The organism is Streptomyces sp. HUAS TT11 (assembly GCF_051553595.1).
Taxonomy (GTDB): Bacteria; Actinomycetota; Actinomycetes; order Streptomycetales; family Streptomycetaceae; genus Streptomyces.
The window spans coordinates 656329-674882 of record NZ_CP196184.1; the positions used below are offsets into that span (position 1 = coordinate 656329).

Here is an 18554-nt window from a genome sequence, read left to right on the forward strand (position 1 = left end):
GCAGCGGGCCGGGATCCGGCGGCCGCGACCCGGAACCCTCGGGTCGCGACCAGGGGAGGCTCGTAGTTAGGCGGAGTTGCGACGGCCGCCCCGGCGGTCGGAGCCGCGGCCGTTGGTGCCGGCAGCACCGCCCGTGGCTCCGCCGGCCGCCGCCCGGCGGCTCGGTCTGCGGACCGCCTTGCCGGATGTCGCACCGGCCGCCGCGCCCGCCGCGGCTCGGCGGTCGGCGCTGTGAGCGCCCGCGCCGGCCGTGCTGCCCGTCGTCCTGCCGGTCCCGGCCCGGCGGGCGGAACCCCGGCCACCGGATGAGGAGTTGCCACCCGTGGCAGCCGACCCGTCCGCGGCCCGCCGGGCCGAGCCCCGGCCCCCCGTCTCCGAGGCATTGCCCGCCGCGGCCGTGGCCTTGCCGCCGTTTCGGCGTCGGCGGTCGGACCGCTTGCCGCGCTCGGTGTCGGTCTTGCGGTCGGACCGGAGCACCGGCGGTGACGCGGGCTGGGGGATCTCGATGGTGACGGGCACGCCGGAGGGCTCCCGGGCGCCGGTGATGGTGGCGAGTTCCGCGTCGCTCGACGTGATGCGGGCCGTACGGGGGCGGATGCCGGCGTGCGACATGAGCCGGGTGACGTCCCGCTTCTGGTCGGGCAGGACCAGGGTGACCACACTGCCGGTGCCTCCGGCGCGGGCCGTGCGGCCGCCCCGGTGGACGTAGTCCTTGTGATCGGTGGGGGGATCGACGTTCACGACAAGGTCGAGGTCGTCGATGTGTATCCCACGGGCCGCGACGTTCGTCGCGACCAACGCGGTCACCTGGCCGTTCTTGAACTGCTCCAGGGTGCGGTTCCGCTGCGGCTGGGAGCGGCCGCCGTGCAGTGCCGCCGCGCGGACCCCGACAGCCAGCAGTCGCTTGGCGAGCCGGTCGGCGGACCTCTTGGTGTCGAGGAAGAGGATGACCCGGCCGTCACGGGCCGCGATGCGCGTGACGACGGCCTTCTTGTCCGTCTCGTCCAGGACGTGGAGCACGTGATGGTCCATGGTGGTCACCGCACCCGCGGACGGGTCCACGGAGTGCACCACCGGGTCGGTCAGGAACCGCTGCACCAGGCGGTCGATGTTGCTGTCCAGGGTTGCCGAGAAGAGCAGGCGCTGCCCGTCGGGCCGCACCTGCTCGATCACCTTGGTGATCTGGGGCAGGAAGCCCATGTCGGTCATCTGGTCGGCTTCGTCCAGCACCGTGATGCGTACGCTGCCGAGCACGCAGTCGCCCTGTCCCACCAGGTCGTTGAGCCTGCCGGGGGTCGCCACGAGCACCTCGGCGCCGCGCCGGAGCGCAGCGGCCTGCTTGGTGATGGACAGCCCGCCGACCACGGTGGCCAGCCGGAGGTTCACCGCCGTCGCGTAGGGGGCCAGCGCGTCCGTCACCTGCTGGGCGAGTTCACGGGTGGGCACCAGTACGAGAGCGAGGGGCGCCTTGGGCTCCGCGCGGAGGCCCGCCGTGCGGGCCAGGAGAGCAAGCCCGAACGCGAGGGTCTTGCCGGAGCCGGTGCGGCCCCGGCCCAGCAGGTCGCGGCCGGCGAGCGAGTTCGGCAGGGTGGCGGCCTGAATGGGGAACGGAGTCGTGACGCCTTGCTCGGTGAGGGTCTTGAGCAGTCCCGCGGGCAGGTCCAGATCGGCGAAGTCCTCGACGGCGGGAAGGGCGGGTGTCGTGCTTTCCGGCAGCCGGAACTCCCTCGGCGACGACGCGGACTGCGACGATGACGGGGCGCGCCGGTTCGACTTCTGGGGCCTGCGGGACATGCGATTGTTCACCTTCCTGGAAACAGCACAAACCGGGGTCCGCACCGTTACAGTGCGGACCCCGGTGAGCGGATACGCGCCGGGCGATCAGGCGGGGACGATGTTCTCCGCCTGCGGGCCCTTCTGGCCCTGCGTGACGTCGAAGGACACCCGCTGGCCCTCCTGGAGCTCACGGAAGCCCTGGGTCGCGATGTTCGAGTAGTGCGCGAAGACGTCGGGGCCGCCGCCGTCCTGCTGAATGAAGCCGAAGCCCTTTTCGGCGTTGAACCACTTCACGGTTCCCTGTGCCATGACTTTCTCCTTTTGGTAGGCAGAGGCCCCATCCGGAGATGCCGGAAAACAAATAATGCGCCTGCAGGAGATACATTCCCGTCAGGCGCACATAGGTTCATGGGTACCACAACTGCAACACCTGAAGCGTAACACAGCCCGGCGGCCGCCGTGGATCATGGAGGGCCGCGCCCGAGGCCTCAGGGCCTTGTCCGCCGTCGGGACGTCCGACTGGCCGCCGTCTCCGCACTCGGCCCGCCGCCCGATCCGGCCGCCGGAGCCCACCATGGCCGGCCGCGGGTGGGGCGATGGCTCCGTCCGGCGCGGACTGCTGCGCAGGGAGACGTTTCGAAACGGGCTCACGGGGCGAGCCCGTGCCCCTGTACGGCCCGCGCCGGGGGCCCCTACTTCTCGTCGCCGGCAGCCTGCGGGACCTTGGCCACCGCGTCGAGAGCGGCGTGCAGGTACGGGATGAGCCGCTCGGTGTCGGGACCGTTGAGGGCGGTGTGACCGAGCAGCAGACGGTTAAGCAGGACCCCGGCACAGATGGCGATGAGGACGGCGGAGCGTCCGGTGGTGTCGGTTCCGGGAAGGGCGTCGGCAAGTCTGCGCTGGTAGTTGCGTTCGATGCTGTCGCGCATGATGGCGGCGGCGCGGGGGTTGGAGGCGGAGCGGAGGGTGAGCAGCAGGCCGTCGGCCTGTGCGCCGCCTTCACCGGTCAGCAGCGTGCGCGCGGCTTCCGCATTGTGTTCGGGCGTCATCATCATGGACTTCTCGTAGGCCAGGTCGACGACTTCGGCGAACAGCCCTTCCTTCGAGCCGAAGTACCGGCTGATCAGCCGGGTGTCCGCGCCCGCGGCGTTCGCGATCTCACGGAGTCCGGCCCCGTCGTATCCCCGCTGCGTGAAGGTCTCGCGGGCCGCTTTGAGGATGGCGGCTCGGGTGGCAGCCGAGTCACGGCGGCGGGCAGGGGCGGGCGGATGTGCATCCTGGCTCATGGTGCCCAGGTTACGAGACGCCTCACGGGGCGACCGAACCCCGCACGAGCCCCGCCGCGCCCGGTCACGCCCGGCTCGCCCCGGCCAGGCGCGCCGATGGTCACGAGGTTCGTCCGCGGATATCGCCAGGCGTGACACCGTCGCACGCACCCCGCGCAGCCTGCTCTTGCGGAAGTCGGGGGCGGGACCGGTCCGCGGCCGGAAAGGAGGGGTCACTGGTGTACGGCATCACATCCGCTTGCATGTCCACAGCTGTCGACATACGGTGTCCACGGGTGTGGACATAGCTGTTGTGCCGCGCCACCGAACCGAACGACTAAGGATCCAGCATGCCTCTCCCCCAGCGCTCCCTCGGCTCCGGCGGCCCGACCGTCGGCGCCATCGGCTACGGGTCGATGAGCTTCGCCCGCCCCTACGGGCAGAGCGCGCAGCACGCCACCGACGACACCGCGGACGCCCTGATCGGGCGCGCGGTCGAACTCGGCGTCACCCTCATCGACACCGCCGACGTCTACACCGGCAGCGAGGAGGCCATCGGCAGCGCCCTCCGCGGGCGCCGCGACAAGGTCGTCCTCGCCACCAAGTTCGGCATCGTACGGGGCTTGAACCCCGAGGGCCCGCCGATCATCAACGGCCGTCCCGAGTATGTGCGCGAGCGCATCGAGCGCTCGCTGACCAAACTGGGCACCGATCACGTCGATCTTTACTACCAGCACCGCATCGACCCCGACGTGCCCATCGAGGAGACGGTCGGCGCGATGGCCGAACTCGTCAAGGAGGGCAAGGTACTGCACCTCGGGCTGAGCGAGGCGGCACCCGACACCATTCGCCGCGCTCACGCGGTCCACCCCATCAGCGCCGTACAGACGGAGTGGTCCCTGTGGTCGCGTGAGATCGAGCGAGAGGTCTTCCCGCTCTGCCGCGAGCTGGGTATCGGGGTCGTCCCGTACAGCCCTCTCGGCCGGGGCATGCTCACCGGAAAGATCACGTCGCTCGAAGACCTACCGGAGGGGGACTACCGTCGGCAGATGCCCCGCTTCTCCCCGGATGCCTTCGACGCCAATCTGGCCGCCGTCCGCGCCGTCCAGGAGATCGCCCTCGCCCATCAAGCCGCACCTGGCCAGGTCGCCCTCGCCTGGCTGCTGGCCAAGGCTCCCGATATCGTCCCGATCCCCGGCACTCTCCATGTCTCCCGCCTGGAGGAGAACAGCGCGGCGGTGGACGTGGAGCTCACACTCGAGGAGATCGCCCGTCTCGACGCGCTCCCCGTGGTCGGCGAACGCGAGATGGATCTGGGCAACAACTGGATCGACGGCATCACCCCTCCCCTGCCGTAGCGGACGGAGATCTCGGGCAACAGCGGACGACGATCGCGGCCGGCCCGCCAAGGCAAGGAAGTGCCCGGGTGCGCATCCGTGCCGGCGGTGCGGCGTCGACAGCGTGCAGGCCACGGGACAGCAGAGTCTGCACCCGACGGCCCGGCCTGTGATCCCCGGCAGTCGTGGACACTGCGACCGGGGCCGTCGGCCGACAACGGCAGCCCGCTCCGGTCCGAGAAGAAGAGGATCTTCGATCCCGTCCTGCCACGATCGGATCCGCCCCCGTCAGTGCCCCCACAGCGCGCTTCCACGGCTCGGGTCCTGACCGAGTCGAGCACTCAACGGGATCAGACCAAGCCACGTCGGACCAGCCGACCACGGCAGCCGACCCGACCCACGACCGCGGACCGGATGGTCCCACACGCTCATCGAGGACGCCCGGTGGAGCCGGGCCCGGGTACGGGCCCGGCTCCACCGGGCGAAGCGATGGTGGACAGCTTGCCGGCACGGCCCAGAACACCGGGCGCCGGTCACCGCCAGACGTGACCGGCGGCATCCGTAGGGCCTCCGCGGCCGCGCACCCCACGTCCGAACCGCGTTCACGAACGGTCCGACGCCCTTCGCTCAACCCCCTCCGCCGTACCCGGACGACGAACAGGCACCGCCGGAGCGACCGACCCTGTCCGTCCCGAATGCGAGGCGCCGAGACGCGAGTGGTCCGGCAGCTCACTTTCTCCAGAACAAATGGTGCGTCACGCCGCTCGGGCTGGGCACGACGTCGAGATTGAACCGATCGAGGAGCTCGTCGGGTGAATCCCAGAGCCGCAGTCCGGATCCCAGCTTCACCGGCGAGACCGCCACATGCAGGGAATCGACGAGGTCCGCGTCGAGGAACTGCCGCACGGTGGTGACACCGCCGCCGAGGCGGACGTCCTTGCCCTGCGCCGCCTCCCGCGCCTGCTCGAGGACGGTGGCCGGGTCGCCGCCGACGAAGTGGAACGTGGTGTCGGACAGCGTGAACGAAGGGCGCTTGTGGTGAGTCATGACGAACACCGGGGTACGGAACGGAGGCTCGTCCCCCCACCAGCCCCGCCACTCATGGTCGTTCCAGGGCCCGCGCTGAGGCCCGAACTTGTTGCGTCCCATAATCTCGGCACCGATGTTGTGTGCGTAGTCCCGGGTGAAGTAGTCGTCGAGGCCCCGGCTCCCGCCGGGATCGGTGCGCATGGGCCAGCTTGCCGTGGCACCTGCCCAGGCGAAGAGCTTGCCGGGATCGACGTGGCCGAAGGGGCTCTCAAGGCTCTGGTGCTCACCGGCGCCGATTCCGTCGCTCGAGACATTGAAGTTCTGCACCCTCAGTAGCTGTGTCACGCGCTTCTCCCATGGTCGACAACAGCGATGAGACCGTCCGGGCCGAGAAAAGTCATCGCTGCCTCCAAGACTGGCTGGAGATTCTTTCCTAGGAGCTCTAGGCTATGTTTAGAGCTCCTAGGAAGACAGTGAGGACACATGGTGCGGGCCGGACCGACGGGAGAGCGGGTGCCGATCGCGGGCGCCGAGCCGGCTGACGAGGTCGCGCTCGACCGGGCGACCATGTCGCAGGTCGCGCGGCGTTCGGCGTTCGGCGTTCGGCGTTCGGCGTGAAGGATGCCGCCTCTACGCGTACGCCCGCGGTCTCGAGGATCTGCGGGACGGATCGCCCTTCTCGCAGCGGACGGAGATGACGATCCGACTGCCGTACAGCACGTTCCACAACTTCGTCGCCTTGGAAGCGGCAGGCGGGTTCGCCCGCAAGCGGTCACCGCAACAGTCCCGGGACCGCACCCTCGACGCCCTGCACAGCCTCTTGGAGCACTGGCCTTCGTCCAGAGAAGGAGACGCATCATGATTGACCCGGCCGTCCGCAGTCTGCGCGTGAACGGTGCAACCCTGCACTACGAAGTGCGGGGCCAAGGCCCGCTCCTGCTGCTGATCCCCGGAGGCACGGGCGGCGCGGCCACCTTCGAGGACATCGTCGACGGCCTGGCCGCGGAGTACACCGTCGCAACCTACGACCCGCGGGGAATGTCGCGCAGCACGCTGGACGAGCCCGAGGCCGAGCAGACGGTGGCGGAGCACGCCGAAGACGCCTTGCGAATCATCGAGCTCCTGTCGCCCGATGAGCCGGTCCGGGTGTTCGGCGCCAGCTCGGGTGCGATCGTCGCTCTGCACCTGCTCTCCGCTCACCCCGAGCGCGTCGCCCGCGTTGTGGCACATGAGCCTCCGGTCGTGGAGATCCTCCCGGACGCCGCCGACCACCGCGCGCTTCTCGCACACGTGCGGGACACCCTCCGAGCACAGGGGCTCATGCCGGCGATGACCGTGTTCGCCGCGGGCCTGAAAGGGGACGGTGAGTCCGCCCCGAAGCCCGAGATCAAGCTTCCGCCGCGAGCAGCGGCGCGCGCCGAGCAGACCATGGCCGACCTGCCCTACTTCGTAGGACGCATCGTGCCCGGTTTCATGTCCTACGCCCCCCACATCCGCCGCCTCAAGGCACTGTCGAACCGGCTCGCGCTCGTCGGCGGCCAGGACTCGCAGGGCGAACTGCCCTATCGTGCGACCGCTCGCCTGGCCGAGCATCTGGGTACCGACCTCCTGCACTTCCCCGGCGGCCACATCGGCCTGACGACTCACCCGACCGAGTTCGGCGAATCCCTTCGCAAGACCCTCCACGCCTGGACGAGTGGCTCCGATGTATCTGGTCGCATCTGATGACTCTGCAGGGGTGAGCGCAGGATCGGCATGTCTCGAAATGTCTCGAACGACATCATGGAGGTCCGACCCTGAAGGAGTGGCGCCCGTGCGACTGGTCCCCGATCCCGTGCTCGGCGAAGTGGATCTCACCGCTTCAGCGGAGGAACTGGTCGACCTGGCAAATGCAGTGGCCGAGGGCGACGGGTTCATAAGCTCCACATCACCACTGGACGGAGGCACCTTGACAGGTATCGAAGCCAGGAAGACTTCCGGACCCGGTGTGCGGATCGACCTCGACGCTTCGCGGCGGGTCCTGGTGATCACCGGCGATCCCGCAGCCAGGGCGGTCCTCGCGGACAACCTCCAGGCCATGGCCACCGCCGAGGACGGCGGTCACCTCCACATCGACTACTTCCCCGAGCACCCCTACCTCGTTGAGGGGTCCGTGCCGATTGTGGTCAACAGCCCCCACGGAGGCATGCCCACCCGATGACCGGCAGGACGGCCGCCGTCACGATCAGCGGTCGTACGCGACCGGCAGCGGGTAATAGGTGTGCACCGACAGTGACGGCGCCTCGAACGGGGTCCCCCGTCGCCCGCTGAGCAGTCCGGTGCAATTCGCACACTCACAGTGGTGGGGTGCTGACGTTCCGAGGCTCCGCCCCCGATAGTGACGCATTTCGCACCTTCGCCCCGGCGGGGACCTGACCCTCCTGCCGAAGCAGACAAGGCCACAGGGAGGGGAAGCAGGCGGCAGACCAGAGCCATTCCGTACGGGGGTGGCAGAGCCGACGCTCGCCCAGGCACAGCGCATCGTCCGCCGCCGCACTCACCTCGCGTGAGCCGGGTCCGCCGCGCGACCCGTCGGCGAATGTCCACCCTCGGACCGAACGCGACGGCCGCCACCGCCCCACGCCCAGCTTCCCAGCAGGTGAAGCGTGACTTTCGCGACAGAGCACCTTGCGTCGTCACCTGTTAGAACGGCAACAAGACACTCACACCACTACCCGTCATCCGTCGCTAATGGCGGTCGTCACCGTCTTGACTGGTGACGCTTCTGGTGCGAGCCTGAGATCCGCGGAAGCAGCGGTACTCGATTTCCGCCAAAGGGACTCGAAGGAGGCTGGCCATGGAAGGTCAGAGCACGATGGACAGCGCTGCGGCGGCCCGGCACGCACGGTTCGGCAAGCTGCCCGAGCGCATCCGCTACGAGGACATGGTTCAGGAGGAGCCGGTCACGTTGCACGACTCGGCAAGGGACGCCTACAACCCCGAAGGGTCGTGGACATCCTTCTCCTGCTTCGCCGCCGACCTGGGCCTCTGAGCCGAGCCCCATCCGCAACCAGCTGCGAGCCGGCCAGGGGCAAGGTCCTCGAGTTCGTCACCCGACGGATTCATTCCTTCTCCACCACGGCACACGACTCCGCGTCGGCCCGTGCAACCAGGCACCCTCGGGCATTGCGACGGCCTTTATTCCTTCCTGAAGTTGGCCGGGTAAAGCTTGAGACAGGAACGCGTCAGGGCCGCACCCGGCACCCCGGGTGCGGCCCCCATGTATACGGACCATCCAGGAGATGCGGTCGGCTTTCCGAAGGCACGCACGCGTTGCTCGCCCACACGTCCGCCCCTCGGGACAACGGCCCACTGGACTGCCCGCAGGCAGGCCAGGAAGTCGGGCCGCCCCACGGACGGCTTCCCACCGTGCCGCCGCGGCCCGTCACTTCGGGCGAGGTACCCGACTGGGCAGTGGCCCGGTTCGCTGCCTGCAACCGAACCGGAACAGAGCGAAGCGGGCTGCTTATGCCGCCTGTTGGCACCTCGCGTCCCGTTCGAAGCCGAACGGTGATTGACTGGCTCCGGCAATCGCAGCACCGACCTGCAGGAGAACCCCGTAGCCATGAGCCAGCCCTACGCGTACGAGTACAAGGTCGTCACCTTCCGGGAGTCGTTGATCGGCGATGCCCTGGACAGCGACAAGTTGGAGAAGGTGCTCAACAAGCACGCCGAGGACGGCTGGGGGCTGAAGGCCATAACGTCCGCCGACGTCAAGGGTCGTATCGGGCCGGGCGCCGTCGAGGGCCTGCTGCTCACCTTCGAACGGCCGCGCCAGTAACGTTGCAGCCCTTCGCCGTCCCGGAGCACTGCCGCCGCGCCGGCGCTTGACCATACGGTTGTGCTTGACGTCCCCGGTCCCGGCGTCGGGACCCGGGACGAGTACATTGCCATCGACCAGAGGCTGCCATCCGACCGGTAGACCGACCACACCCGGCAATCAGGGTCGTCCCGGTCGGCTCCTGCCGTGTGCCGTCGAAGACGCTCGCTTCATTGGTCTGCGCGGCTGCGCATCTCGCGCACAGCGCGGCCAACGCCGCTCCCACAGCAAGGACTTCGGCGCACTTCCGCGGAACTGCCCGCGTCCCGGCGGCGCATCACCTGTGCGGCCGACGCCAAGGACGCCTGCAAAGCCTCCAGGGAGCAGCGACCGATCGGTTGCGCCCTGCCATGACCCCAGCGTCGACACCCCGGACGACGCCGGTGACCCAGCCGGTCCGACGGGACAGCAGAAGTACGAGGGTGGCGGCCACGTCGTCGGGGTGCCGGTCGGGCCGGGCGGGTGGAAGGTGTTCAAGCCGCCGAGCGTGGAGTCGACGTCCGACTTGGGGATGAACTCCTGGTAGGTCGATGTGCGCACGACCGTCGAGGCAACGGTGTTCACGCGGCTGCCGCGCGCGGCGAGTTCCGTCGCGAGGTGCCGGGTCAGCAGGAGCAGTCCAGCCTGGGCATCGAGTACGCCGGCGAAGGTGTCGCGGCGGTGGCCTGGTGGGCTCGCACGGAGCCGATGTTGACGATGAGCCCCTTCGCGCCGCCGGCGATCATGTTGCCGACGACGGTCTGCGGAAGAAGGAACAACGCCGGTTGATGACCTGGGAGCGGTGCCGCTCAGGTACTCGTGCTCCCGGCGGACGGCACGTCGGCACATGTCCGTCGGCCACAACCGGGGTGCCTGCGGTCGGATTCCGCAGCGGTGGTCGTGCGGTCGGACGCGATGGCTGAAACGCATGCCGAACAGCGCTTCGCCGGGGCACCGTCGGCCGATTCGGGCACGCTGAGCAACCGATTCGTCAGAGGACGTCGTAGGTGAGGTGCGTCGCGGTCGATGTCGAGGTCACGCTCCGTTGCACCAGTGTGCGGGGGGTTCCTCCGGTGAACAGTGGTGTCCCGCCGCCCAGCACGACCGGCGCGAGGTGCAGCGTCAGACCGTCGACCAGTCCGGCGTCCAGCGCCGAGCCGACCGTGGCACCGCCGCCCATGAGGACAACGTCGAGTTCCTTGCCGCTGTCCGACGAGGCCGCCTCGGCGCGCCGGCGTGCGACGGCGACGGCGTCGGGCAGGCCGGTGGTGACGAACGTCCAGTCGAGGTCGGTGAGCCGCACCGACTCCGGTGGTGATGCCGTCACGACGATGAAGGCCGGCTTGCCCACCTCACGGGCGCCGTATCCGGTCGTGTCGTCCCAGCCGTCCGGCCCGTCGACCAGGTCGAAGAGCCGGCGGCCGAGGACGACGGCTCCCGAGCGGGCCGTCCCCTCACGCAGCACCCTGCGGTCGTCGGGGTCGCCGGAGAAGGCCCAGGTGTGCAGGGCCTCGCCACCCGACCCCAGCCCGCTGTGCGGTCCGGGGTCGGGCCCGGTGACGAAGCCGTCGAGGGAGACCGAGATATCGGCGATGATTCGAGTCATGCCAAGGCAGACCTGATCCGCTGACTGAACTCATCGCTCACTCGCAAGCCACTGTCGTCCATGCCTGTACTCTCCGGGTACGCCCCGGACACCGGCACACGGTGTCCAGAGGCCGGACTTGAGGAAACGCACGTGAGGCGGCATCCGGCTCCACTCGTGACCCGCTCAGCGCCTCGCAGGACCACTGCCGATCGGCACGCGGTACAAAACGTACGGTTTGCGACGCAGGTCACGGCCGCTGTTGTAGGCCGCTTGGCGGTTGAGCTGGTTGGCCATCACGTAAAGGTTCCGGTCGTAGCCCACGGAGAGGGTGTCCGGCCACAGCAACCGATCATCCTGGACCACCGTTCGAAACACGCCATCACGATCCCGTCGCACGATGGCGCGCCGCTCGATGTCGCCGCCGTACACGCGGCCCGACTGGTCCATTTCCAGGCCGTCCGACATGCCCTTTGTCCCGAGGTCGTGCACGGACGGCTCATCCCGCTTGGACGAAGTGCGCTGGTCCACAAGGTCCTTGGTGCGGACCGCGTACAGCTTCCGGCTGGACAGAGGACAGAAGTACAGCCACGTTCCGTCCGGGTCGAGCGCGATGCCGTCGACTCCGATGCCCACCGGGGTTCCCGGCGCCTTGCCCGGCTTGTTGAGGAACGGCACGCCGTCGATCACGGGGACGAAGTCGGGCTCCGGGAGCGTGGCCGGCACATCGTTGAGGCGACGCCACGACACCCCGCTCTTCAGGTGAACGACTATCAGCCCGTTCGGACGGTCCGGTGTCGCATCGGTCAGGTACGCGTAGCCACGACGGAGATCAAACCGTACATCATTGACGAAACTGCGAGGCCCCGCAATGTCCCGTGGGAAGACAATCGTCCTCACCACTCTATTCGTCTTCAGGTCGATGGCGACGAGTTTTGGTCCGCCATATGGGGCATCGGCCCATTCGACACGCCCGGTGTCGACGACCCAGAGGCGCTCGGCAGCGTCAACAACGACGCTCTGCACACCGAGAAAGTGACCCGCCGGGTCGCTCAGGTCCACCTGGTTCACAGCGGCATCCGGGTAGGCGACAGGAACGCCGTCACGAATCTCCGCGACCGAGAAAGGTACCTTGTCGCCCCAGCGCGGGAAGTTCACGAAGATACGGCCGGACCGAGAAATGGTGACACCCGTGGGCATGGCGCCATCAAAGGTGGCCACCTGTTCCAACTCGGCACCGGACTCGACCTGATCCCGCCGTTGTGCCGCCCCCGCCTGCGGCGAACCGACCGCCAGGGAGAGACCGACCACTGCGGGGAGGAAGACGATCGCGCGTCGACTGGGCGTGCTGTGCGAACCGCTCGCCCGCGATATGGAATCAGACATGGCGCTGGGATTTCCTTCGAGACGAGGGGGGACGCCTGGACGTACGGACGTCCGGTGAGATCCACGGGCAAGGCCCACACGTGAACTGTGAAACGGCTGCATTCGGAGAGATCCGCCGTCCACAAACAGATATAACACCTGCAACCGACGGGCAAATCGGAAGGTGACACAGGGTGAAACAGCACGGATGCGATCGTTCCCGAGCCTCTCGTATCGGTAAGGTCGCCGAACAAGGAGCGATGACAACTTGAATCCGGCGGCTGCCCTTCGTTCACTGTGCGAATCACCCGGGCCACGGTGGATCTCTTCGACGTCGGCCAGGTGAGACCGGTCCGGAAGCGAGTTGCGATGATGCGCGGGGAAGTCGGAACAGACGGCGGTGACACGCGCTCTCAGCCACAGGCCGAGTGCGTTCGGCGGCGGCAGTCCCGGCCGGGGCCGTTCATCCGTCGAAAATCCGCATCAAGGAGAGCTCGATGAATGAGACCACGAGGACCATGCCTGCTGTCGCCTACCGCCGCAGTCTCCCGATCGACGATCCCGAGAGCCTCATCGACATCGAGCTGCCTGTACCCCAGCCCGGCCCCCGGGACATCCTGGTCCGCGTCGAGGCGATCGCCGTCAACCCGGTGGACTACAAGATGCGTCAGACCGACGACCCGGGCGGTGAGCCCCGCGTGCTCGGCTGGGATGCGGCCGGCGTCGTCGTCGCCGTCGGCGCCGAGGCGGAGCTGTTCTCCGTCGGCGACGAGGTCTACTACGCCGGGGCCCTCGACCGACCGGGCGCCAACTCCCTTTACCACGCCGTGGATGAGCGGCTGGTCGCCCGTAAGCCGGCCACTCTCTCCTTCACCGAGGCCGCAGCGCTCCCGCTGACCACGCTCACCGCATGGGAGGGCCTCTTCGAGCGCCTCGGGTTGCGCATCGGTGCCCTCGAACAGACCGGCGCTCTGCTGCTCACAGCGGCCGCGGGCGGCGTCGGCTCCATGACCGCCCAACTGGCGCGCGCCCTGACCAGCCTGACCGTGATCGGAACCGCATCCCGCCCCGAGACCGCGGAGTTCGCCCGGCGGATGGGCTCCCAGCACATCGTCGACCATCACAAGCCGCTTGCCCCGCAACTCGCCAAGGTGGCACCCAACGGTGTCGACTACGTCTTCTCCACCGCCGGTACCGACCGCAATCTCGTCGCGTACGCCGATGCGCTCAACCCCTTCGGTCACATCGTCGCCACCGACGACTTCGACTCCCTGCCCATCGGCGCGCTGAAGCCGAAAAGCATCTCCTTCCACTGGGAGTTCATGTACACCCGTTCCATGTTCCGGACGGCAGATCGGGCGATGCAACACCACATCCTCAGCCAGGTCGCGCGCCTGGCGGATGCCGGCATCCTGAGCACCACCGCCACGCGCGACCTCGGCCCGATCAACGCCGCCGCTCTGCGCGAGGCGCACCGCCTCCAGGAATCGGGCACCACCATCGGCAAGACCACCCTCACCGGCTTCCAGGAGTGACGTTCTCTTCCGCATGCTTGGGGATGGTTGAGTACCTGATGTCCGACGAGTTCGCGTTGCCGATCTCCCCGGAGCGCAGGGTGCTCGGCCGCCGGAGCAGATCATGGCTGTCGTCACGTAGGGCCGGCCTCATGACGAGCTAGCCCCCCGCCCACGAGCAGTCGCAGGCCTTCAAGACGCGGCCGTTGGCGAATCGCATGGCGAACCACGCCGGCGTGTCGGCGCACCGCCGATGTGGCGACGGCACCGCCTGGCCGCCGTCCTCACCCGGCACTGAGCCCCCAGCGCGGCGGGCGTGCCAGGGGCTCAACATGCGGGAGGGGTGGCTCCTCGGGGTTCAGTGCCGTGCGGCGTCCGTGCCCCGGCGGCCGGGGTCAGGAGGGGTGAAGTTCTACAACGACGCGATAGGCAGCAGGTTCTGATGTGATGTGCAGGCCAGGATCGTCGAACATGCCCCGCAGTGAGGCAAGCCACTCCGGGTTGGCGGTGGCCTTGTCGAGCGCGGTGCCCGAACTCCAGTCGGCGATGTGGACGAACCGCGCCTCAGGTGCATCGCCGAGCTCCCTGTGCAGGCGGGAGCGAAGAAAGCCGGGTTGGGTCGACATGATCCGGGCGTTCTCCCGGTAAACATCGACGAAGTACTCGGCTTCGTCCGCCGGCACTGTGTAGCTCTTGATCACGGTGACCGACCCGTCAACGCCGGTCTTCGACTGCAAGGATTGGCTCATGCCCATAAAGACCTGACACGTCCTGAACTTGTGACGTTGGGATGGTCACCAGGACTTGGGTATGGCGATGGCGTGTTCGACCGTGCCCGACCCTCGCGTGGGACCGGTTGGCTGCTTGCCGGCCGACGCACAAAGTCCGTCGACGCGATACCCGCCATGTCCAGGAGCGGCCCGTCCGGCGGACCGCCGGACAGTTCCACCCGCTCCCTGCGATCGCGAGGGCCGGGGTGGCGCCGGGCATCATCGGCACCACGGGCTGGGTCCGGTTCAACGCCTGGATCCGCGACTTCTCATCCACGCAGAACCAAAGCCCGCTCCGACGGATCCAGATACAGGCCGACGACATCGTGCACCTTGTCGATGAGTGGGGGTCCGTGGACAGCCCGAAGGTCTTCGTAGGGTGCGGCTGCAGACCCAAGGTCCGCCAGACCCGCGACACAGTCGACTGCGACAAACCCGTCTCCTTGGCCATCGCCCGTGTCACCCAGTGCGTGGCGTTCTTCGGTGTGCTCTCCAGCGTCCGGTTCACCACTGCGGCGACCTGCTCGTCACTCACCGACCGCGTTCCGCCAGGACGCGGGAGGTCACTTAGCCCCGCCAGACGCCCGCGCAGGTACACGCGTCAGTCGGCGGCGAGAGCCGTGTGGACGGAGGAGACTGCGCCGGCGCCGTCACCGACGGCGGTGGCCGCTCTTTTCGTCGAGCCGGAGCGGAGGTCGCCGACTGCGAAGACACGGGGTGCGCTTGTCTGGAACGGCAGCGCTGTTCCGAACGGTTGGGCGGGCAGCCGACTGTCCGTCAGGATGAAGCCGTCGTCGTCCTGGGCCACGCCGGCCAGCCAGCCCGACACTGGGTCGGCGCCGATGAAGCAGAACAGGGCGCGGCAAGCCATCCGTTCCTGCCGCCCGTCGGACCTCTCGGCAATGATCGACGTGATGGTGTCACCGCCGGCCAGTTCGCGGATCGTGCTGCTGGTGTGGACCCGGATCCGCGAATGTGCCCGGATCCGATCGCTCAGGTAGGAGGACATCCGAGCTCCGAGGTCGGCGCCGCGGATGATCAGATCCACCGTCGCGCCGCGGGCGGCGAGGGACAGGGCCGCTTGCCCGGCCGAGTTGGCGCCCCCGACGACCGTCACCGGCTGACCTTCATAGCCCCGGACGTCCAACTCGGTCGCGGCGTACCGGACACAGCCTGACCTCTCGAAAGTCGTCCACTGAGGCAGGTCGAGGTGCCGGTAGTGCGCCCCGGTCGCGGCGATCACCGCGCGGCACTGTATGCGTGCGCCGTCCTCCAGCAGGACGGCCGGCCGTCGCTCCTCGGAGAGATCCAGGCCGGCCACGGCGCAGGGCGCGTGGATCCGTACACCGAACTTGAGCGCCTGGACCATCGCCAGACGGGTCAGGCTTTCGCCGCTGACTCCGTGCGGGAAGCCCAGATAGTTCTCGATGCGGGCGCTCTTCGCGGCCTGGCCGCCGAGCCCGGCTCGGTCCAGCAGTACGGTGACGAGGCCCTCGGACGCCGCGTACACGGCGGCTGCCAGACCTGCCGGACCGGCCCCTACCACGACGAGATCGACCGAACGTCCGTCGGCTCGATAGGTGAGACCGAGCGCCTCCGCAACAGTTCGGGGTGTCGCGCGCCGCAGCACCGATCCGTTGACCATCGCGGCCGGGAGGTCGTCATCGCTCAGCCCCACCCGTCTCATCAGCGAACTTCCGGGGCGCGATGCCGCGTCGAGCCAGTGATTCGGCAGGAACATCTGCGTCACATAGGTGCGTAGTGCCAGCGTCTCCGCCGTGTCCGACCTGCCGACAAGCTCCAGGGCATTGCCGGCCGCCTCACTGATCACTTCGCGCCGCTCCCGGAACGCCTCGATCAGCGTGTCGGCGATGTCGACCTGTTCGGCGACGGCCCGTCGCAGCATCGCCGGCGGGATTCGGACGACTGTCCCGGCAGACACCACCCGGGCGGTCAGGTAGACGTGTTGACCGGTCAGCAGGTTGAGTTCGCCGAGGAAGTCTCCGGCGCCACCCCGGTAGATCAGACGCTCCGGCTCGATCACCGTCGCGGCCCGGACGATGTCCACGCTCGCCGACTGGAGCAGGAAGAAGTCGTAGGTGTCTTCGCCGGACGTGTACAGATCCCGGCCGACCTCGGCGTGCTCCACCGTGCCGTACTCGGCAAGCCGACGGAACTGCTCGTCGTCCAGGACCGGCCCGCCCTGCGCCGCAGCGTCGTTCACGTGGTTCCTCCGTCACACCGGACCACAATGGGCCTTTTGCTGGAACAGTGGTTGAGTCGAGCTGTTCAGACACGAACAGGAACGGGCGTCGACTTCACCCGGGCGACGGTCACGACGTACAGGAGCAGACCCCCGGTGGTGAGGACGAAGCCGGCCCACACGGTGGACAAGGTCCCCCAGCCGGCGTCGAGGGCGACCGCGCCGCCGATCGCCCCGAGACAGTTGGCCAGGTTGAGGGCGGCGAGGTTGAGCGTTCCCATCAGGGTCGGGGCGTCCGGTGCGAAACCGGTCAACCGGACCTGGATGGTGGGGATGGCCAACATCATGGTCGCGCCGACGCCGAACAGGCAGGGCAGCAGAATTGCCAGGTTGCCGCCTGCCACACCGATCAGCACCAGGAACGCCAGAGCACCGCCGTAGCCCAGGATCAGACCGCGGTTCTCGTACCGGTCGGCGACACGCCCGCCGACGTGGTTGCCGACCGCCATGCCGAGACCGAAGACGGCGAGCGCGATCGGGATGAGCGAGGCGTCCCGCAGCGCCGCGTCGGTGACGAACGGACCGATGAACGTGTAGACGGCGAAGATGCTGGAGATGCCGAACGCCGCGACGGTGACCATCAGCCAGACGCCCCGCCGCCGGAGGGCGCCCAGTTCGCCCGTGAGGGAGCTGCCGCGCAGGTCGTCGGTGCACGGCAGCCACGCCAGCAGGGCAGCTCCGGCGAGCAGGCCGACGGCGACCACGGTCCCGTACATGACGCGCCAGCCGGCGTGCTGGCCGATGAAGGTGCCCAGCGGCGACCCGGCGATGGTGGCGACGGTGAGTCCTCCCATCACGGTGGCGAACGCCTTGCCGCCCTTGCCCGGCCCGTACACGTACGCGGCGACGACGGCCCCGGCGCCGAAGAACGCACCCTGCACGCTGCCGGCGACGAACCGGAAAACGACGAACAGCACGATGTCCGGCGCCAGGGCGGAGAGCCCGTTGCCGACCAGGAACAACCCGATCAGGCCGAGCAGCAGAGTGCGCCGGTTGACCCGGGCGGCGAGCAGGGTGATCGCCGGAGAGCCGATCATCACCCCGAAGGCATACGCGGTGATCGCGTACGTCGCGACCGGAACGGACACTCCCAGATCGGACGCGAACAGCTGGATGATGCCGTTGCTGCCGAACTCGCCGGCACCGATCGCAAAGGTGCCCAACGCCAGTGCGAACAGCGTCAGCTTCGGATTTCTGATGGGCGACTTCGCGGAGGTGTGCCGCTTCTCCTCGGCAGTGCACTGGCTGTTGTATGCGCGCTGAAGCATCGTCTCGTCCTTGGCAGGAGGGTGAGTTGGACGGCGAACGGGCGGGTGCGGGACGGAGATCAGGTGGGGGGGCTGGTCGTCGCCTTCCCGGAGGCCGTGGCGGGCGTAGAAGCGCCGCAGGGGCGCCGGTCGTCGGCCAGGGTCAGCACCGCGTAGGTGCCGTGCTGGTCGTGGCCGGCCAGGGCCGGGCTGCCGGTGCGTCAATAGGTGACGGTCCGGGTCACCACGTCGTGGTTCAGCGCTTCGAGCGCTTCCGTGACTGCGCACCGGAAAGCCGGGTCTTCAACTGTCGTACTGGGGCTGGTGTACAGGGACACCGCGTCGTTGCCGGTACGACCCAGCGTCGCCTCGGCACGTGCGGCCGCGCGCGAGCTCTGGCCGGCCGGGTCGTCGAACCCTCCGGTGGTCAGCGAGCCGAAGACCCGCGTGCCCCAAATGCCGCCGAGCGCCAGGAAGGCCGCGGCCAGACCGATCACCCACCACCGTCGGCTGACCATCGTCCGCCCCAACCTCTCGAACATCGTCGTGCCCTCCTGGCTTCGTC

17 protein-coding genes and 1 pseudogene are annotated in these 18554 nt (G+C 68.6%); 6 read left to right on the top strand and 12 right to left on the bottom strand.

Annotation, left to right across the window (positions count from 1 at the left end; genetic code table 11):
- Positions 1–66: 66 nt before the first annotated feature.
- The 3 genes from ACSHXN_RS03245 to ACSHXN_RS03255 all read right to left on the bottom strand — a co-directional run bounded on the left by ACSHXN_RS03245 (position 67) and on the right by ACSHXN_RS03255 (position 3062).
- Positions 67–1794, bottom strand: a complete 1728-nt coding sequence (locus ACSHXN_RS03245) for a DEAD/DEAH box helicase (protein WP_438302602.1) — start codon at positions 1792–1794, stop codon at positions 67–69.
- 87 nt (positions 1795–1881) lie between these two features.
- Complete coding sequence (locus ACSHXN_RS03250) at positions 1882–2085, bottom strand: cold-shock protein (protein ID WP_023544341.1); 204 nt, start codon at positions 2083–2085, stop codon at positions 1882–1884.
- A 383-nt stretch (positions 2086–2468) separates the two neighbouring features.
- Positions 2469–3062 (bottom strand): TetR/AcrR family transcriptional regulator, encoded by a 594-nt coding sequence (locus ACSHXN_RS03255; protein ID WP_355141003.1) that lies wholly within the window; start codon positions 3060–3062, stop codon positions 2469–2471.
- A 329-nt stretch (positions 3063–3391) separates the two neighbouring features.
- Between ACSHXN_RS03255 and ACSHXN_RS03260 the strand changes: the two genes are divergently transcribed.
- Positions 3392–4399: an aldo/keto reductase gene (locus tag ACSHXN_RS03260; RefSeq protein WP_355141001.1), complete on the top strand. Its 1008-nt coding sequence runs from the start codon at positions 3392–3394 to the stop codon at positions 4397–4399.
- Positions 4400–5107: 708 nt separating this feature from the next.
- On the opposite strand, the gene ACSHXN_RS03265 is transcribed toward ACSHXN_RS03260, so the two are convergent.
- On the bottom strand, positions 5108–5752 hold the full coding sequence (locus tag ACSHXN_RS03265) for a dihydrofolate reductase family protein (RefSeq protein WP_438302603.1): 645 nt from the start codon (positions 5750–5752) through the stop codon (positions 5108–5110).
- Positions 5753–6265: 513 nt separating this feature from the next.
- On the opposite strand from ACSHXN_RS03265, the gene ACSHXN_RS03270 reads away from it, so the two are divergent.
- The 4 genes from ACSHXN_RS03270 (at position 6266) to ACSHXN_RS03285 (ending at position 9227) form a co-directional block, all read left to right on the top strand.
- Positions 6266–7132 carry an alpha/beta fold hydrolase gene (locus ACSHXN_RS03270; protein ID WP_438302604.1) on the top strand — a complete coding sequence of 289 codons (867 nt, stop codon included), beginning with the start codon at positions 6266–6268 and terminating at the stop codon, positions 7130–7132.
- An 88-nt stretch (positions 7133–7220) separates the two neighbouring features.
- A complete protein-coding gene (locus tag ACSHXN_RS03275; protein WP_355140993.1) occupies positions 7221–7607 on the top strand; it encodes an Imm32 family immunity protein in 387 nt (128 codons plus the stop codon).
- Between the two features lie 636 nt (positions 7608–8243).
- Positions 8244–8438 carry a hypothetical protein gene (locus tag ACSHXN_RS03280; RefSeq protein ID WP_355140991.1) on the top strand — a complete coding sequence of 65 codons (195 nt, stop codon included), beginning with the start codon at positions 8244–8246 and terminating at the stop codon, positions 8436–8438.
- Positions 8439–9011: 573 nt separating this feature from the next.
- On the top strand, positions 9012–9227 hold the full coding sequence (locus ACSHXN_RS03285; RefSeq protein ID WP_059133005.1) for a DUF4177 domain-containing protein: 216 nt from the start codon (positions 9012–9014) through the stop codon (positions 9225–9227).
- 644 nt (positions 9228–9871) lie between these two features.
- Here the strand turns inward: ACSHXN_RS03285 and ACSHXN_RS03290 are convergent.
- The 3 genes from ACSHXN_RS03290 to ACSHXN_RS03300 all read right to left on the bottom strand — a co-directional run bounded on the left by ACSHXN_RS03290 (position 9872) and on the right by ACSHXN_RS03300 (position 12216).
- Positions 9872–10024 (bottom strand): hypothetical protein, encoded by a 153-nt coding sequence (locus ACSHXN_RS03290; RefSeq protein WP_356297339.1) that lies wholly within the window; start codon positions 10022–10024, stop codon positions 9872–9874.
- 212 nt (positions 10025–10236) lie between these two features.
- Positions 10237–10851, bottom strand: coding sequence for a dihydrofolate reductase family protein (locus tag ACSHXN_RS03295; protein WP_383358287.1), 615 nt, complete (start codon positions 10849–10851; stop codon positions 10237–10239).
- Between the two features lie 165 nt (positions 10852–11016).
- Entirely contained in the window at positions 11017–12216 is a 1200-nt protein-coding gene (locus ACSHXN_RS03300) for an L-dopachrome tautomerase-related protein (RefSeq protein ID WP_438302605.1), read from the bottom strand.
- A 476-nt stretch (positions 12217–12692) separates the two neighbouring features.
- On the opposite strand from ACSHXN_RS03300, the gene ACSHXN_RS03305 reads away from it, so the two are divergent.
- Positions 12693–13730: a zinc-binding alcohol dehydrogenase family protein gene (locus ACSHXN_RS03305; protein WP_355140983.1), complete on the top strand. Its 1038-nt coding sequence runs from the start codon at positions 12693–12695 to the stop codon at positions 13728–13730.
- 374 nt (positions 13731–14104) lie between these two features.
- Here ACSHXN_RS03305 and ACSHXN_RS03310 read toward each other — a convergent pair whose 3' ends face one another.
- From ACSHXN_RS03310 to ACSHXN_RS03330, 5 genes and pseudogenes are all read right to left on the bottom strand, one after another.
- Positions 14105–14458: an antibiotic biosynthesis monooxygenase family protein gene (locus tag ACSHXN_RS03310; RefSeq protein ID WP_355140981.1), complete on the bottom strand. Its 354-nt coding sequence runs from the start codon at positions 14456–14458 to the stop codon at positions 14105–14107.
- A 214-nt stretch (positions 14459–14672) separates the two neighbouring features.
- Positions 14673–15062 (bottom strand): annotated as a pseudogene (locus ACSHXN_RS03315) (IS630 family transposase); the annotation flags it as partial.
- An 18-nt stretch (positions 15063–15080) separates the two neighbouring features.
- A complete protein-coding gene (locus ACSHXN_RS03320) occupies positions 15081–16703 on the bottom strand; it encodes an FAD-dependent oxidoreductase (protein ID WP_438302606.1) in 1623 nt (540 codons plus the stop codon).
- Positions 16704–16768: 65 nt separating this feature from the next.
- Positions 16769–18010 (bottom strand): MFS transporter, encoded by a 1242-nt coding sequence (locus ACSHXN_RS03325; RefSeq protein ID WP_355140977.1) that lies wholly within the window; start codon positions 18008–18010, stop codon positions 16769–16771.
- A 200-nt stretch (positions 18011–18210) separates the two neighbouring features.
- Positions 18211–18531, bottom strand: a complete 321-nt coding sequence (locus ACSHXN_RS03330) for a hypothetical protein (protein WP_355140975.1) — start codon at positions 18529–18531, stop codon at positions 18211–18213.
- Positions 18532–18554 lie beyond the last annotated feature (23 nt).

Bases quoted from the DNA above. Each gene is read 5' to 3' on its own strand.
- ACSHXN_RS03255 (WP_355141003.1), bottom strand. From the start codon at position 3,062: ATGAGCCAGGATGCACATCCGCCCGCCCCTGCCCGCCGCCGTGACTCG.
- ACSHXN_RS03325 (WP_355140977.1), bottom strand. From the start codon at position 18,010: ATGCTTCAGCGCGCATACAACAGCCAGTGCACTGCCGAGGAGAAGCGG.
- ACSHXN_RS03260 (WP_355141001.1), top strand. From the start codon at position 3,392: ATGCCTCTCCCCCAGCGCTCCCTCGGCTCCGGCGGCCCGACCGTCGGC.
- ACSHXN_RS03310 (WP_355140981.1), bottom strand. From the start codon at position 14,458: ATGAGCCAATCCTTGCAGTCGAAGACCGGCGTTGACGGGTCGGTCACC.
- ACSHXN_RS03245 (WP_438302602.1), bottom strand. From the start codon at position 1,794: ATGTCCCGCAGGCCCCAGAAGTCGAACCGGCGCGCCCCGTCATCGTCG.
- ACSHXN_RS03285 (WP_059133005.1), top strand. From the start codon at position 9,012: ATGAGCCAGCCCTACGCGTACGAGTACAAGGTCGTCACCTTCCGGGAG.
- ACSHXN_RS03300 (WP_438302605.1), bottom strand. From the start codon at position 12,216: ATGTCTGATTCCATATCGCGGGCGAGCGGTTCGCACAGCACGCCCAGT.
- ACSHXN_RS03330 (WP_355140975.1), bottom strand. From the start codon at position 18,531: ATGTTCGAGAGGTTGGGGCGGACGATGGTCAGCCGACGGTGGTGGGTG.
- ACSHXN_RS03250 (WP_023544341.1), bottom strand. From the start codon at position 2,085: ATGGCACAGGGAACCGTGAAGTGGTTCAACGCCGAAAAGGGCTTCGGC.
- ACSHXN_RS03270 (WP_438302604.1), top strand. From the start codon at position 6,266: ATGATTGACCCGGCCGTCCGCAGTCTGCGCGTGAACGGTGCAACCCTG.
- ACSHXN_RS03280 (WP_355140991.1), top strand. From the start codon at position 8,244: ATGGAAGGTCAGAGCACGATGGACAGCGCTGCGGCGGCCCGGCACGCA.
- ACSHXN_RS03305 (WP_355140983.1), top strand. From the start codon at position 12,693: ATGAATGAGACCACGAGGACCATGCCTGCTGTCGCCTACCGCCGCAGT.
- ACSHXN_RS03295 (WP_383358287.1), bottom strand. From the start codon at position 10,851: ATGACTCGAATCATCGCCGATATCTCGGTCTCCCTCGACGGCTTCGTC.